Here is a 14,951-nt window from a genome sequence, read left to right on the forward strand (position 1 = left end):
TTCGTTCAAGCCAGCGGCCGGTGCGCTGCCTAAGCTGGCAAGGCTCCATCAAGAGAGCACCACCAGAGCATTCACAGGAGACATCCGACATGAGACAAGACAATCCGCGCGGCCGGAGGCGGCCGCTCGCCCTCGCATTCACGGCCACCTCGCTGGCCGCGGCGGCCACGCTGCTGGTCGCCTGCGGCGGCGGTGGAGGCGGCGGCGGCTTCTTCCCGATCGGACCGATCAGCCCGCCGCCGGCCGAGAACGCCACCTACAAGGCCGAGATCCGCCGCACCGCGATGGGCGTGCCGCACATCAAGGCGGACAACTGGGCCGGCGCGGGCTATGGCTACGGCTATGCGCAGGCGCAGGACGACCTGTGCACCATGGCCAACTCCTTCCTCACCTACCGCGGCGAGCGCTCGCGCTACTTCGGCGCCGACGCGCAGATCCCGTTCAGCAGCACCATCGGCCGGCCGAAGAACATCGACGCCGACTTCTTCCACAAGCACGTGATCTCGGACGACGTGGTGGCGACCATGCTCAAGCAGCAGCCCGACACGCTGATCAAGCTGGTCGAGGGCTTCGCCGCGGGCTACAACCGCTACGTGCGCGAGATCAAGGCCGGCGGCAGCGCCGGCGCCAACGCAGCCTGCCGCAACGAGGCCTGGGTGCAGCCGGTCACGCGCGAGGACATCTTCCGGCGCATGTACGCGGCCAACTTCGCGGCCGGGCTCAGCAACTTCCTGCCGAACATCGCGGGCGCCACCGCGCCGGCCGCCTCGGTCGCCATGGCCCGGCGCGAGGCCGCGAAGAGCGAGCCGGCCACCCGCCTCGCCGCGGTGCGCATGCCCGAGCTCCAGGTCGGCGGCCACGAGGGCGTGGGCAGCAACATGATCGGCTTCGGCACCGGCGCCACCGGCGGCGACAGCCCGCTGCTGTTCGGCAACCCGCACTGGTACTGGCGCGGCCCCGACCGCTTCTATCAGGCGCAGATCACGATCCCGGGCCAGGCCAACATCAGCGGCACCTCCTTCCTCGGCATCCCGGTGATCCTGATCGGCTTCAACAACGACGTCGCCTGGAGCCACACGGTCTCGACCGCCACCCGCTTCGGCTTCTTCGAGCTCAAGCTCGCCTCGGGCGACCCCACCAGCTACATGCGCGACGGCGCCGCGGTGAAGATGAAGGCCGCGAACATCACCGTGCAGGTGAAGCAGGACGGCGGTGGCGTGGTGCCGGTCACGCGCACGCTCTACAAGTCGGAGTACGGTCCGCTGATCAACCTCGGCGCGCTCAGTCCGGCGCTGGCCTGGAGCCAGACCACGGCCTACGCGATCCGCGACATCAACGCCGACAACTTCCGGCTGTTCCGCAACTGGCACCGCTGGAACACGGCCAAGTCGCTCGACGAGTTCATCGCGATCCAGAAGGAGGAGGTCGCGATCCCCTGGGTCAACACCGTGGCCGTGGGCCGTGGCGCGGCCAAGGCCTGGTATGCCGACATCGGCGCGATCCCGAACGTGTCGCCCGCGCAGATGACCGACTGCACCACGCCCACCGGCCAGATGCTCAATGCCGGCGTGGCCTCGCTCGCGCGCGTGCCGGTGTTCGACGGCTCGCGCAGCGCCTGCGACTGGCAGACCGACGCCGACTCGCCGCAAAAGGGCGTGATCGGTGCCTCGCGCCTGCCGAACCTGCAGCGCGACGACTACGTGGCCAACATGAACGACAGCTACTGGCTCGCCAACCCGAAGGCGCCGATGACCGGCTATCCGCCGATCATGGGGCCGGCCGGCACCAGCCCCGTGAGCTTCCGCACCCGCATGGGCAACCTGCTGGCGCAGGGACGCATCGACGGCGGCGACGCCTACGGCGCCAAGGGCGCGACCGCCGACACGGTCAAGCGCATGGTGCTCAACAGCCGGGCGCTGACGGCCGAGCTGTTCAAGGACCAGGCGCTGGCGATGGTGTGCACCGGCCCGACGGTGTCGGTGTCGAAGGACCCGGCGACCGGCGACGCGATCGGACCGACGGTGGACGTCAATGCCGCCTGCGCCGCGCTGCGTGCCTGGGACAACACCGGCACCGTGGCCTCGCGCGGCGCGCACGTCTGGGACGAGTTCTGGAACCGTGCTTCGCTGCTGCCGGCCGCCACGCTCTACAACGTGCCCTTCGATCCGGCCGATCCGATCCACACGCCGCGCGACCTCAAGAGCAGCGCCGCCGTCGCGCTGCGCGAAGCCCTCGGTGCCGCGGCGGCGCGGGTGCAGGCCAGCGGTTTCGCGGCCGATGCCAAGCGCGGCGACGTGCTGTTCGCAACGCGCAGCGGCGAGAAGATCCCGCTGTACGGTGGCTGCGGCGGCCCGGGCTACTTCACCATCGCCTGCTCGGAAAACCGGCTCGACAAGGGCGGCTACACCATGGACAACGACCCGAACGGCAACAGCTACATGCAGATCGTGCGCTTCCCCGCCGGCGGCGTGGAGGCCCATACCTTCCTGACCTTCTCGCTGTCGGACGACCCGGCCTCGGCGCACAACGCCGACTACACCCGTGCCTACAGCGCCGGGCAGTGGCTCAAGGTGCCGTTCTCCGAAGCCGAGATCCAGGCCGATGCGGCGCTGAAGACCAGTTCGATCAGCGAATGAGCGAATGAGCGAGTGAGGCGCGGGACGCCGTTCGTCGGAACAGCCACGAAAGGTTGAACTTCGGCGAACGGGCCCGCTCCCAACCTTCACTGCGTTGCCGAGGTGCGGGCCCCAAAGCCCCGCCTCGGTTTTTTTATGGGCGCGCGATCGCCACCCGCTCAGCGCCGCTTGGCGGCCCAGTTCCACGCCGCGCCCGCCGCCATCAGCACGCAGGTGCCGAGGAACACCGCGCGCATGCCGATGTGGCCGCCCACGAAGCCTCCGAGCAGCGGCCCCGCGACCTGGCCCGTGTACTGGGCCGAGGTCGAGTAGCCGAGCATGTTGCCGGCCACGCGCTCGGGCACGTTGTGGCGGATCACGCTCGCGATGCAAGGCAGGAGGCCGCCGAGCGACAGCCCCATCAGGAAGCGCAGCACCACGAGCTGCCAGCCCGAGGTCACGAAGGCCTGCGGGATCAGCAGCAGCGCCGACACCGCGAGGCAGCCCACGATCACGTTCCAGTGACCCACGCGGTCGGCCAGCTTGCCCAGCCGCGAAGCCGACAGGATGCTGCCGAGCGCGGCGGCCGACATCACGAAGCCGGCCATCATGGTCACGCGGTCCGGGTCCTCGACCAGCGTCGCCACGTAGACAGTGATGATCGGCTCGATCGACATGTTGGCGAGCATCAGCAGCATGCCGGTGAACAGCATCGCGACCAGCGGCCCCTTGTCGGGCACCGCGGCCCAGCCGGCGCCGGCGTCGCCGCTCTTGGCCGTGGCGGCGCGCGGCCTCTTCTCCTCGCGGATCAGGAAGGCCGTGGCGAGGAAGGCCACGAAGATGATCGCGCCGGCCGCGAAGAAGGTGGCGCGGATGCCGATCAGCGGCGGCAGCGCGCCGCCGACCAGCGGCCCCACGAGGTTGCCGGCCATGATCGCCGAGGACATCGTGCCCAGTGCCCAGCCGGTGCGGTCCTTGGGCGTCTGCGTGGCGACCAGCACCATCGAGCCCGAGGCGTAGCCGCCGAGCAGGCCCGCGAGCAGCCGCAGCCCGACCAGCTGCCAGACGTTGCCGGCCACGCCGATCAGCGCCATCGCCACCGCCATGCCGAGGCTGGCGCGGATCAGCATCGGCTTGCGCCCGTAGCGGTCGGCCAGCCAGCCCCACAGCGGCGCCACCAGCGCCGCGCTGAGGAAGGTCGCGCCATAGGCCGCGCCCGACCACTGCACGATCGCCGCATGGTCCTTCACGCCGAGCTGCTCCACGTACAGCGGCAGGAAGGGCAGCAGCAGCGTCATCGCCACGATGGTGGTGAAGGAGCCGAACATGCAGACGACCAGGTTGCGTCGCCAGTGGGTGGAATGCGTGAACGCGGCGGTGGAGGAGGGCTGTGCGTCGGTCGTCATGGGGTGGCGGGATTGTCCCGCCGCCCGCGCGCGCCGGCGCCTGCCGATTGGCGGCGGCAGCCATCGCGGCTGTGCACGGCTGGCGGCGCGGCCGCGCGGCTTTCGCTTTAATGGGCGTCCGGCCACAGACACCCAGGAGAACACCGCATGAAACCCCAGCCCATCGAATACGCGAACGCCCCGGACGAGGTCCGCGCCGTGTTCGACGACATCAAGGCCACGCGCAACGTGCCCGACGTCAACAACTTCTGGAAGTACCTCGCGAACGACCCCGCCACCTTGCGGCGCACCTGGTCCAGCCTCAAGGAGGTGATGGCGCCTGGCGCGCTCGACCCGGTGGTCAAGGAGATGGTCTACCTGGCCGTGAGCGTCAGCAACGGCTGCAACTACTGCATCGCGAGCCACCACGCGGGCGCCGAGAAGGCCGGCATGACGCCGGCGATGTTCGCCGAGCTGATGGCCGTGGTCGGCATGGCCAACGAGACCAACCGGCTGGTCAACGGCTACCGGGTGCCGGTCGACCTGGCCTTCGACAAGTAGAATGCCCGCCCCTGCACCGGGCGTCCCGGCCGGTGCGGGGCTTTCTTTTGACCGGGGCCATGTAGAGGAACACCATGTACAAAAACCTCGCGGGCCGCGCCTTGGTGGCGTGGCTGACCGCTTGTTTTCTGTTGTCCGCCCACTCCCGGGCCCACTCCCAGCCCCAACCCGCGCCGCCGCTGAAGATCGGCTTCGTCTACGTCACGCCGCTGACCGAGGCCGGCTGGGTGCGCCAGCACGACGAGGGCCGCAAGGCCGTGGAAGCGGCGCTCGGCGCCCGCGTCAAGACCACCTATGTCGAGAACGTGGCCGAGGGCGCCGATGCCGAGCGCGTGATCCGCGACCTCGCGCAGCAGGGCCATCGACTGATCTTCACGCCGAGCTTCGGCTACATGGAGCCCACGCTCAAGGTGGCGCGCGACTTCCCCGAGGTGAAGTTCGAGTCCATCACCGGCTACAAGACCGCGCCCAACGTGGCGACCGCCAACGCGCGCTACTACGAGGGCCGCTACCTGGCCGGCGTGGCGGCCGGGCGCATGACGAAGAGCAACGTCGCGGGCTATGTGGCCGGCTTCCCGATCCCCGAGGTGCTGCAGGGCATCAACGCCTTCACGCTCGGCATGCGTTCGGTGAATCCGAAGGCCACCGTGCGCGTGGTCTGGCTCAACGAGTGGTTCGATCCGCCGAAGGAGCGCGACGCGGCCATGACCCTGTTCAACCAGTCGGTGGACGTGATCGCCTTCCACACCGGCTCGACCGCGGTGATGGCGGCCGCGCAGGAGCGCGGCAAGCTGGCGATCGCCTACCACTCCGACATGCGCAGGATCGCGCCCGACGCCCAGGTGGTCGCGGTCACGCACCAGTGGGGCGGCTACTACACGCAGCGCGCCCGCGCGGTGCTCGACGGCAGCTGGAAGAGCGCCAACCTCTGGGGCGGCGTGAAGGAAGGAATGATCCGGGTCGGCGATTTCGGCACCAGGGTGCCCCAGGCCGTGCAGCAGGAGGTGCTGGCGCGCCAGCAGGACATCGCGGCCGGCCGGCTGCAGCCGTTCCGCGCCGTGGCGGCCGAGGTGCGCGACAACGAGGGCCGCGTCGCGATCGCCAAGGGCAGCCAGCTGTCCGACGAGCAGATCCTGCGGATGAACTGGCTGGCCGAGGGCGTGCAGGGGCGGATCGCGCGCTGAGCGGAACGACCGTCGGCGGGTTCGGGAACCGAATGCCGTTTTTCGTGTCGGACAGGCCTATGCCGGTGTTCGGGAAGGCTTCAGTGCTTTTCCGGTGCCAAAAAGGCAGATCTTTCGCCGACAATGGCGGGATCTGCCGGTAGTCGGTCCGCGAGGCCCGATACTCCGGCGTCGAGTTTCTGGAAGAACGCATAACAACAAAGGAAGCTTCGCCCCGGGGCCGCAATGGCCTCACGTCTACAAGAAGCACGAAGGAGAGATGAGATGCGTCTCACCACCAAGGGCCGCTTTGCGGTCACCGCCATGATCGATCTGGCCCTGCACCAGACCACCGGTCCGGTCACGCTGGCTGCCATCAGCCTGCGGCAGAAGATTTCGATGTCCTATCTGGAGCAGATGTTCAGCAAGCTGCGCCGGCACGAACTGGTCGCCTCCACGCGCGGCCCGGGCGGCGGCTACTCGCTGGGCCGCAAGGCCGCCCGCATCACGGTGGCCGACATCGTGTTCGCGGTCGATGCCGCCGAAGCGGCGCCGTCCTCGGCCTCCGCGAGCGAGGAAGAAGGCGTGCGCTGCACCGCGCACGAGCTCTGGGCATCGCTCAACAGCCGCATGGTGGAGTTCCTCGATTCGGTCACGCTGCAGCACCTGATGGACGAGCAGCTCGCGCGCAACGCGACCCAGGCCAAGGCGCCCGCGGTGGTCCGTCACGCGACCTCGCGCCAGGCCGCGCCCAGCGTCGCCCGCCCGACCAACGTGCCGAACTCGGTGTTCGCGCTCGGCAAGGTGCTCGCGAAGTCCTGAGACCGCGGGCATCGGGGTTTTCCGGCCGGGCCGCCATGGCCCGGCTTCGCCGTTTCCAGGCCCCGGCCTCGGGATAACCCGCAGGCGGCGCGCCATATAGCGCTCATACGCGCATGGAAATTGCGGCGGCGCGAGGCTGCATTACGCTCGGTCTCCACGATGAAAAAAGCCTACCGCGCCTCCCTGCTGCGCTTCGATGCCGCAGGTCTTCCCCAGTTCGACGAAGACGGCCTGCTGGTCGTCGGCCCCGATGCCGCCGGCCGCCAGCGCGTGCTCGATGCGGGCAGCCACGCCGCCGTGGCGCCGCGCCATCCCGAGGTCCACACCACGCACCTGCCGGGGCGCATCCTCGCGCCGGGCTTCGTGGACATGCACATCCATTTCCCGCAGACCGACATCATCGGTTCGCCCTCGCCGGGCCTCCTGCCCTGGCTCGAGAACTACACCTTCCCGGCCGAGAGCCGCTTCGCCGACCCGGCCCATTCGAAGGAAGTGGCCGGCTTCTTCCTCGACGAACTGCTGCGCAACGGCGTCACCACCTCGCTGACCTTCGCGACCTCGCACGTGGCCTCGGTCGATGCCTTCTTCGAGGACGCCCGGCGCCGCGGCCTGCGCATGATCACCGGCAAGGTGCTGCAGGACCGCAACTCGCCCGACGGCGTGCGCGACCGGACCGAGCAGAGCCTGATCGATTCCGAGGCGCTGATCCGCAAGTGGCACGGCGTCGACCGGCTCGGCTACGCCATCACGCCGCGCTTCGCGCCCGCGAGCACCGACGCGCAGATGCGCGGCGCCGGCGAGCTGGCCGCGAAGTACGCCGACACCTGGATCCAGTCGCACGTGGCCGAGAACCGCGACGAGGTGGCCTGGGTGCGCGAGCTGTATCCGCAGGCGCGTTCCTACCTCGACGTCTATGCCGGCTTCGGCCTGATGCGCGAGCGCGCCGTCTACGCGCACTGCATCTACCTCGACGACACCGACCGCGCGCTGCTGCGCGAGACGAAGACCGCCGCGGCCGTGAGCCCGACCAGCAACCTGTTCCTGGGCAGCGGCTTCTTCGACTTCGGCAAGGCCGACCAGGTGGGCCATCCCTACGGCCTGGCCAGCGACGTGGGCGGCGGCACCAGCTTCAGCCCCTTCCACACCATGATGGCCGCCTACTACGTGGGCCGCGAGGGCCAGACCAAGGCCGGCCTGAGCATCGCGCCCTCGGAACTCTGGTGGCGCCACACCGGCGGCGCGGCGCGCGCGCTGGGGCTCGACGGCGTGGTCGGCAACCTGCAGCCGGGCTGCGAGGCCGACTTCCTGGTGCTGAATCCCAAGGCCACGCCGCTGCTGGAGCGCAAGACCGCGCGGGCGAACGGCCTCGAGGAGCTGCTGTTCGCGCTGATCGTGCTGGGCGACGACCGGCTGGTCGAGCGCACGGTGATCTCGCAGGCTGGGTAGGCGGGGCAGGGCGGCGCTGCCTGCCGTGCCACAATTCGCGCCCGTTCCCCCCGCAGCAGCGACCGCATATGAGCATCAAGAGCGACAAATGGATCCGGCGCATGGCCGAGCAGCACGGCATGATCGAGCCCTTCGAGCCCGGCCAGGTGCGCGAGTCCGACGGCCACAAGATCATCAGCTACGGCACCTCGAGCTACGGCTACGACATCCGCTGCGCGCCCGAATTCAAGGTCTTCACCAACATCCACAGCACGGTGGTCGACCCGAAGAACTTCGACGAGAAGAGCTTCGTCGACATGCGCGGCGACTACTGCATCATCCCGCCCAACAGCTTCGCGCTGGCGCGCACCGTCGAGTACTTCCGCATCCCGCGCAACGTGCTGACCATCTGCCTGGGCAAGAGCACCTATGCGCGCTGCGGCATCATCGTCAACGTCACGCCCTTCGAGCCTGAATGGGAAGGCTACGTGACGCTCGAGTTCAGCAACACCACGCCGCTGCCGGCCAAGATCTATGCGGGCGAGGGCTGCGCCCAGGTGCTGTTCTTCGAGAGCGACGAGGTCTGCGAGACCAGCTACAAGGACCGCGGCGGCAAGTACCAGGGCCAGCGCGGCGTGACGCTGCCCAAGACCTGATCCGGCGTTCGAGCGCGCCTCCGCCATGCGCGCGCGGCCTGCGCTGACGCCCGGTTACCCCGGCGCGCGCCGGGGCCGCTACCATCCGGCGATCACCGGCCAAAACCCCAGCAAGAGGCCGGCAAGGAGCGTGCGATGAGATGGGAAGGCAACGAGCAATCCGACAACGTGGAAGACCGCCGCGGCGAGGGTGGCGGTGGTGGTGGCGGCGGCTTCATCGGCGGCCGCGGGATCGGCATCGGCACCATCGCCGTCGCGCTGATCGCGGGCTGGGTCTTCGGCATCAATCCGCTCACCGTGCTGAGCCTGCTCAGCGGTGGCGGCGGCCCGGCACCGGTGCAGCAGCAGCAACAGGGCCCGGCGCCCAAGCCGCCGGCCAACGACCGCGAGGCCGCCTTCGTCAGCACCGTGCTGCGCAACACCGAGGTAGTCTGGAGCGACATCTTCCAGAAGAACGGCGGCACCTACCACGCGCCGCGCCTCGTGCTGTTCCGCGGCGCCACGCCCACGGCCTGCGGCACCGGCGAATCGGCCATGGGGCCGTTCTACTGCCCGGGCGACAAGAAGGTCTACATCGACCTCGGCTTCTACGACACGCTCAAGAACCAGCTCGGCGCGCCGGGCGAGTTCGCGCAGGCCTACGTGATCGCGCACGAGGTCGGCCATCACGTGCAGGACGAGCTCGGCATCACGGCCAAGGTCGACGGCATGCGCCGGCGCCTGAGCCAGAGCCAGAACAACGCGATGAGCGTGCGCGTCGAGCTGCAGGCCGACTGCTTCGCGGGCATCTGGGCGCACCACTCGCAGGAGTCGAAGAAGTGGCTCGACCCGGGCGACATCGAGTCCGCGATGAATGCCGCGCAGAAGATCGGCGACGACGCCCTGCAGCGCTCCGCGGGGCGCGCGGTGGTGCCCGACAGCTTCACGCACGGTACCAGCGCGCAGCGCCAGCGCTGGTTCGGAACCGGCTATCAAACGGGCAGCGTGCAGGCCTGCGACACCTTCAACGCGCGCAACCTCTGATGGTTGCACACGATTGCCTGACAGCGCGACATCTTGGACCGCGCGCCAGTGCTCCGTTGTTTGCTATTGAATAAATAGCAATGCCGTGAAAGCGGACGTTGTCATCGCGCGGTCACTGCCGTTTTTTGCGGCAGTGCGACAATAGCGGGCTCAATGACAAGTTCCTTCTCCAACCTATCGCTGGCGGCTCCGCTGGCGCGTGCCGTGGCCGAAATGGGCTACGAGACCATGACGCCAATCCAGGAGCAGGCCATTCCGGTCGTGCTTTCGGGCCAGGACGTGATGGGCGCAGCGCAGACCGGCACCGGCAAGACCGCGGCGTTCTCGCTGCCCCTGCTGCAGCGCATGCTCAAGCACGAGAACGCCTCCACCTCGCCCGCGCGGCATCCGGTGCGGGCCCTCGTGCTGCTGCCCACGCGCGAACTCGCCGACCAGGTGGCGCAGCAGATCAAGCTCTATGCCAAGTACACCAACCTGCGCAGCACGGTGGTGTTCGGCGGCATCGACATGAAGCCGCAGACGCTGGAGTTGAAGAAGGGCGTCGAGGTGCTGGTGGCCACGCCGGGCCGGCTGCTCGATCACATCGAGGCCAAGAACGCTGTGCTCAACCAGGTCGAGTACGTGGTGCTCGACGAGGCCGACCGCATGCTCGACATCGGCTTCCTGCCCGACCTGCAGCGCATCCTCAGCTACCTGCCCAAGCAGCGCACCACGCTGCTGTTCTCGGCCACCTTCTCGCCCGAGATCAAGCGCCTGGCCGGCAGCTACCTGCAGAACCCGGTGACCATCGAGGTGGCGCGTCCCAACGAGACCGCCTCCACCGTCGAGCAGCACTTCTACAGCGTGTCCGACGACGACAAGCGCCGCGCGCTCAAGCAGATCGTGCGCCAGCGCGGCATCACACAGGCCTTCGTGTTCGTCAACAGCAAGCTGGGCTGCGCGCGTCTCGCGCGCACGCTCGAGCGCGACGGCCTGCGCACCTCGGCGCTGCATGGCGACAAGAGCCAGGACGAGCGCCTGAAGGCGCTTGCCGCCTTCAAGGCCGGCGAGGTCGACCTGCTGGTGTGCACCGACGTCGCGGCCCGCGGCCTCGACATCAAGGACGTGCCCGCGGTCTTCAACTTCGACATCCCGTTCAACGCCGAGGACTACGTGCACCGCATCGGCCGCACGGGCCGTGCCGGCGCCTCGGGCCTGGCCGTGAGCTTCGCGAGCGGCGGCAACGATGCGCGCCTGGTGGCCGACATCGAGAAGCTGATCAAGAAGAAGATCGAGCTCGAGCCGGTCGAGTTCGAGGAAGACCGCCCGCGCGGCCGCATCAACGACGGCCGCCGTCATTGGCGCGAAGAGGGCGAGGCCGGCGATGCGCGCGACGTGCTCGACCAGCCGCGCGAACGTGGCTACGGCAGCGATGCGCGGCGCGGCGGCGGACGCCCGCATCGCGCGCCCTCGGCGCCGCGCGATCCCTTCTTCGACAAGCCCTACGAGCCCGGCAACAGCAACAGCGAGGCCGCGCCGGCCTGGGAAGCCGCGGCCAAGTCCGCGCCCGCGCGCACCGGCGTGTCGAGCAACATCAAGAGCAAGCGCAAGATCCCGGCGCTGTTCAAGACGCCCGAGCCGAGCTGACCGGCTCGCCGATCGCCCAGCAACGAGGCCGCGCATGTCGCGGCCTTTTTCATGGGCGCTTCCTCAGTGCGTGCGTCCGCCCGCGGGACGGCGCTCGCCGCGCGCGGCCGCGAGCTCTTCCACCGCCAGCCCCAGCGCGCGGATGCCGGCCGAGATCTGCGCCGCCGGTATCGACGACAGCCGCAGCCGGAAGAACGGACACGGATAGGGCGGCTTCGCGAAGAACACGTCGCCGGCCTCGATCAGCACGCCGTGGCTGCGCGCCATCAGCGACAGCTCGCCCGCGTCGACCCAGGCCGGCGCGCGCACCCACAGCGACGCGCCGCCCTGCGGCAGCCTGAACTCGAAATCGGGCAGGTGGTCGCGCAGCGCCTGCGCCGCGAGCGCGAGCCGTTCCTGCATCGCATGGTTCACGCGCCGCGCATGCGACTCGTGATGGCCCAGCGAGAGGAACAGCGCATAGGCATGCTGCAGGAACGCGCTCGGATGCCGCACCATCGCGTGGCGGATGGCGCGCAGCTCCTTGATCAGCGCGCGCGGCGCCACGATGAAGCCCAGCCGCAGCGCGGGCGACAGGCTCTTCGACACCGAGCCCACGTAGATCACGCGCCCGGTCTTGTCCAGGCTCTTGAGCGCCGGCATCGGCGTGCCCTCGTAGAGGTTCTCGGCCTCGTAGTCGTCCTCGATGATCACGAAGTCCTGCAGCTCGGCCTTGCGCAGCAGCCACTGGCGGCGCTCCAGGCTCAGGGTGGCGGTGGTCGGGCTCTGGTGCGAGGGCGTGACGAACAGGTAGTCGGCCGCGGGCAGCGCATCGACCACCAGCCCGTCTTCATCCACCGCCACCTCCACCCACCTGGGCTGGCGCAGCGAGAAGCTGTTGCGCGCATGCGGATGGCCGGGCTCCTCGAGGCCCACGCGCGTGTGGGTGTCGAACAGCGTGTCGGCCAGCAGGTAGTAGGCATGCTGCGCGCCGAGCGTGACGATGATCTCCTCCTTGAGCGCGAACACGCCGCGCTTGGGCAGCAGGCGCGTGCGGATCTGCTCGATCAGGTCGGGCACGTCGTCGGTCTCGAAGTCGGGCGTCCAGTGCTGCAGCTGCGAGCGCGCCAGGCTGCGCGCGCAGCACTCGCGGAAGTCCTCGGTCGGAAACAGCAGCGGGTCGTGCTGGCCGTAGACGAAGGGATAGGGATAGTCGCGCCAGCGCTCGGGCTTGGACAGCGTGGGCTGGTCCACCAGCGAGCGCAGCACGCGCTGCGACCAGTCGGGCGGCTGGCCCGACTGCCCGCTGCGCCCCACCAGCGGTTCGGCCGGTGCCGCCGCGGGCGGGCGCGCATTGCGCGCCACGAACACGCCACTGCGCGGACGCGCCTCGAGAAAGCCCTCGTCGATCAGCTGCAGGTAGGCCGAGGTCACGGTGTTGCGGCTCAGGCCCAGCAGCACCGCGAGCTCGCGCGAGGAGGGCAGCGACGCGCCCGGGCTCAGGTGGTCCTCGAGGATGGCCTGCACCACCGCGGCGCGCAGCCGCGCCTGCAGCGGCAGCGCGGGCTGGTCGGGCAGCGCGAAGAGCTGCGCCCACTGGGTGGCTCGGGGATGGCTTGCCATGGTCGCCGCAGTTTAGGGCAGGCCTCTGGCGAGCGCGCATGCCGGTGCGCTCTGGCTCGGTCGAATCCCCGCATCTGGCCCTATCGCGCGTCCCGCCCGCTGCCTACCCTCGGCTCCATTCATTCCCCAAAGACTTCAATCCGAGCGCCATGTCCTCTTCTTTCCCGCCCGTGACCACCGACACCCTCGCCGCCTTCAGCGCGGCCTGGAACCGCCACGACATCGATGCGCTGATGAGCTTCATGAGCGACGACTGCGTGTTCCAGACCGCCGCCGGCCCCGATGCCTGCGGCACCCGCCACACGGGCACCGAGGCCGTGCGCAAGGCCTTCGCGGCCGCCTGGCAGGCCGTGCCCGACGCGCAGTGGATCGACGGCGTGCATTTCGTGCACGGCGACTTCGGCACCTCGCAGTGGACCTTCACCGGCACCGCCGCCGACGGCAGCCGCATCGAGACCGATGGCATCGACGTCTTCACCTTCAAGGACGGGAAGATCCAGCTCAAGAACGTGTTCCGCAAGGCAAGGCCGAACCTGCCCGCGGCCAAGTAGACAAGGCCATGACGACCGGTACCGCCACGCACTTCGCTTCCGCCGAGCCCGTGCCCGCCACGCCCTCGCGGCCCTACGACCCGCGCTACGACCCGCTGCTCGCGCCCGACCCCGGCGCCGGCCGCGCCTATGCGCCCACCTGGTGGGTTGCGAGCGCGGGCACGCCGCCCGAGGACGACGGCCCGCTGGTGCAGGACATCGACGTCGACGTGGCGATCGTGGGCTCGGGCGCCACCGGCATGTCGACCGCGCTCTACCTCGCGCAGGAGCACGGCATCCGCGCCACCGTGCTCGAGGCCAACCAGGCGGCCTGGGGCTGCTCGAGCCGCAGCGGCGGCCAGGGCCAGAACGCCAGCGGCCGCCTCAAGCGCTCGCAGTGGATCGCGCGCTGGGGCCTCGATACCGCGAAGAAGCTCGACGCCGAGATCCGCGCGGGCTTCGAGAACTTCAAGGCGCTCACGCAGCAGATCGACTGCGATGCCTTCGACGGCGGCCACCTCTACCTCGCGCACCGCCGCGAGAAGCTGCCGGTGCTCGCCGCCGAGGCCGCGCTGATGCGCGACACCTTCGGCTATGCCACGCGCATGATGAGCGCCGAGGAAGTGCGCAGCGACTACTGCGACGAACGCGAGACCGTGGGCGCGATGTTCGAGGCCGAGGGCGTGGGCATCCATCCGCTGAAGTTCACCTTCGGCCTGCTGCGGCGCGCACGCGCGCTCGGCGTGAAGGTCCACACCTCGAGCCCGGTGCAGGGCTGGCAGACCATCGACGGCGTGCACCACCTGCGCACGCCCGGCGGCACGGTGCGCGCGCGCCGCGTGGCGGTGTGCACCGGCGGCTACACGGGCCAGGCGCTGAGCCCGCTGTTGAAGAACCGCGTGATGCCGATCCTCTCGAACTCGGTGGTCACGCGCGAGCTCACCGAGGCCGAGCTCAAGGCCACCAACTTCCGCTCCAAGACCTTCCTCACCGACACGCGCACGCTGCGCTTCTACTACCGGCTGCTCGAGGGCAACCGGCTGCAGATCGGCAGCCGCAGCTCGGTCAGCGGCGCCGATGCCGAGGCACCGGTGCACCTCAAGCTGCTCACCGACGCGATCGCGCGCAAGTTCCCGCCGCTCGCCAACATCCGCATCGACCACTCGTGGTGGGGCTGGGTCGACATGAGCCACGACATGATGCCGCGCATCACGCAGCCCGATGCGTCGAAGAAGATCTGGTACGCGGTGGGCTATGGCGGCAACGGCGTCTCGTTCTCGACCTGGGCCGGCAAGCGCCTGGCCGAGCGCATCGCGGGCCGCGATGCGGGCCGCGAGGTGTTCGAGCTGCCGATCTACGACTCGCCGCTGCCCTTCCCCAACGTGATGGGCCTGGTCGAGTCGCAGGCCTTCGCGCCGTTCCGCCGCATGGGCCAGCGCATGCTCTACAAGTGGTACTGGCTCAAGGACGAGAAGTAGCGCGCGAGCGCCATCGCGCTCCCGCATCCGGTGCGCCTTCCCGCAAACGGCGCATCGCACGCCGC

The 14,951-nt window shown here is 69.5% G+C and carries 12 protein-coding genes; 10 read left to right on the plus strand and 2 right to left on the minus strand.

Translation table 11 applies throughout. The annotated features are described in order from the left end of the window. Positions 1–89 precede the first annotated feature (89 nt). Positions 90–2,636, plus strand: a complete 2,547-nt coding sequence (locus KV106_RS14500; RefSeq protein WP_261210820.1) for a penicillin acylase family protein — start codon at positions 90–92, stop codon at positions 2,634–2,636. Between the two features lie 158 nt (positions 2,637–2,794). Here the strand turns inward: KV106_RS14500 and KV106_RS14505 are convergent, their stop codons facing one another. Then, positions 2,795–3,943 (minus strand): MFS transporter, encoded by a 1,149-nt coding sequence (locus tag KV106_RS14505; protein WP_409976523.1) that lies wholly within the window; start codon positions 3,941–3,943, stop codon positions 2,795–2,797. A 225-nt stretch (positions 3,944–4,168) separates the two neighbouring features. Here KV106_RS14505 and KV106_RS14510 point away from each other — a divergent pair, with 225 nt between their 5' ends. From KV106_RS14510 to KV106_RS14540, 7 genes are all read left to right on the plus strand, one after another. After that, on the plus strand, positions 4,169–4,561 hold the full coding sequence (locus KV106_RS14510) for a carboxymuconolactone decarboxylase family protein (RefSeq protein WP_261210822.1): 393 nt from the start codon (positions 4,169–4,171) through the stop codon (positions 4,559–4,561). Between the two features lie 74 nt (positions 4,562–4,635). Then, positions 4,636–5,745, plus strand: coding sequence for a BMP family ABC transporter substrate-binding protein (locus KV106_RS14515; RefSeq protein WP_261210823.1), 1,110 nt, complete (start codon positions 4,636–4,638; stop codon positions 5,743–5,745). A 264-nt stretch (positions 5,746–6,009) separates the two neighbouring features. Beyond that, entirely contained in the window at positions 6,010–6,546 is a 537-nt protein-coding gene (locus KV106_RS14520; RefSeq protein ID WP_057591960.1) for an Rrf2 family transcriptional regulator, read from the plus strand. 159 nt (positions 6,547–6,705) lie between these two features. After that, entirely contained in the window at positions 6,706–7,992 is a 1,287-nt protein-coding gene (gene guaD / locus KV106_RS14525; protein WP_057591959.1) for a guanine deaminase, read from the plus strand. Between the two features lie 68 nt (positions 7,993–8,060). Further along, positions 8,061–8,627, plus strand: a complete 567-nt coding sequence (gene dcd, locus KV106_RS14530; protein WP_261210824.1) for a dCTP deaminase — start codon at positions 8,061–8,063, stop codon at positions 8,625–8,627. A 135-nt stretch (positions 8,628–8,762) separates the two neighbouring features. Then, positions 8,763–9,650, plus strand: coding sequence for a KPN_02809 family neutral zinc metallopeptidase (gene ypfJ, locus KV106_RS14535; protein ID WP_057591957.1), 888 nt, complete (start codon positions 8,763–8,765; stop codon positions 9,648–9,650). 153 nt (positions 9,651–9,803) lie between these two features. Beyond that, a complete protein-coding gene (locus tag KV106_RS14540; protein WP_261210825.1) occupies positions 9,804–11,276 on the plus strand; it encodes a DEAD/DEAH box helicase in 1,473 nt (490 codons plus the stop codon). Between the two features lie 63 nt (positions 11,277–11,339). Here KV106_RS14540 and pdxR read toward each other — a convergent pair whose 3' ends face one another. After that, entirely contained in the window at positions 11,340–12,878 is a 1,539-nt protein-coding gene (gene pdxR, locus KV106_RS14545; RefSeq protein WP_057591955.1) for a MocR-like pyridoxine biosynthesis transcription factor PdxR, read from the minus strand. Between the two features lie 149 nt (positions 12,879–13,027). Here pdxR and KV106_RS14550 point away from each other — a divergent pair, with 149 nt between their 5' ends. Continuing rightward, a complete protein-coding gene (locus KV106_RS14550) occupies positions 13,028–13,429 on the plus strand; it encodes a nuclear transport factor 2 family protein (protein ID WP_057591954.1) in 402 nt (133 codons plus the stop codon). Positions 13,430–13,437: 8 nt separating this feature from the next. Continuing rightward, entirely contained in the window at positions 13,438–14,886 is a 1,449-nt protein-coding gene (locus KV106_RS14555) for an NAD(P)/FAD-dependent oxidoreductase (RefSeq protein ID WP_057591953.1), read from the plus strand. Positions 14,887–14,951: the final 65 nt, after the last annotated feature.

Origin of the sequence: Variovorax endophyticus (genome assembly GCF_025376855.1) — a bacterium.
In the GTDB taxonomy this organism is placed as follows: Bacteria; Pseudomonadota; Gammaproteobacteria; order Burkholderiales; family Burkholderiaceae_C; genus Variovorax.

Excerpts from the sequence above, each read along its gene's own strand:
- KV106_RS14540 (WP_261210825.1), top strand. The coding sequence starts at position 9,804 with ATGACAAGTTCCTTCTCCAACCTATCGCTGGCGGCTCCGCTGGCGCGT.
- KV106_RS14515 (WP_261210823.1), top strand. The coding sequence starts at position 4,636 with ATGTACAAAAACCTCGCGGGCCGCGCCTTGGTGGCGTGGCTGACCGCT.
- pdxR (WP_057591955.1), bottom strand. The coding sequence starts at position 12,878 with ATGGCAAGCCATCCCCGAGCCACCCAGTGGGCGCAGCTCTTCGCGCTG.
- KV106_RS14550 (WP_057591954.1), top strand. The coding sequence starts at position 13,028 with ATGTCCTCTTCTTTCCCGCCCGTGACCACCGACACCCTCGCCGCCTTC.
- KV106_RS14520 (WP_057591960.1), top strand. The coding sequence starts at position 6,010 with ATGCGTCTCACCACCAAGGGCCGCTTTGCGGTCACCGCCATGATCGAT.
- KV106_RS14500 (WP_261210820.1), top strand. The coding sequence starts at position 90 with ATGAGACAAGACAATCCGCGCGGCCGGAGGCGGCCGCTCGCCCTCGCA.
- ypfJ (WP_057591957.1), top strand. The coding sequence starts at position 8,763 with ATGAGATGGGAAGGCAACGAGCAATCCGACAACGTGGAAGACCGCCGC.
- KV106_RS14510 (WP_261210822.1), top strand. The coding sequence starts at position 4,169 with ATGAAACCCCAGCCCATCGAATACGCGAACGCCCCGGACGAGGTCCGC.
- guaD (WP_057591959.1), top strand. The coding sequence starts at position 6,706 with ATGAAAAAAGCCTACCGCGCCTCCCTGCTGCGCTTCGATGCCGCAGGT.
- KV106_RS14505 (WP_409976523.1), bottom strand. The coding sequence starts at position 3,943 with ATGTTCGGCTCCTTCACCACCATCGTGGCGATGACGCTGCTGCTGCCC.
- KV106_RS14555 (WP_057591953.1), top strand. The coding sequence starts at position 13,438 with ATGACGACCGGTACCGCCACGCACTTCGCTTCCGCCGAGCCCGTGCCC.
- dcd (WP_261210824.1), top strand. The coding sequence starts at position 8,061 with ATGAGCATCAAGAGCGACAAATGGATCCGGCGCATGGCCGAGCAGCAC.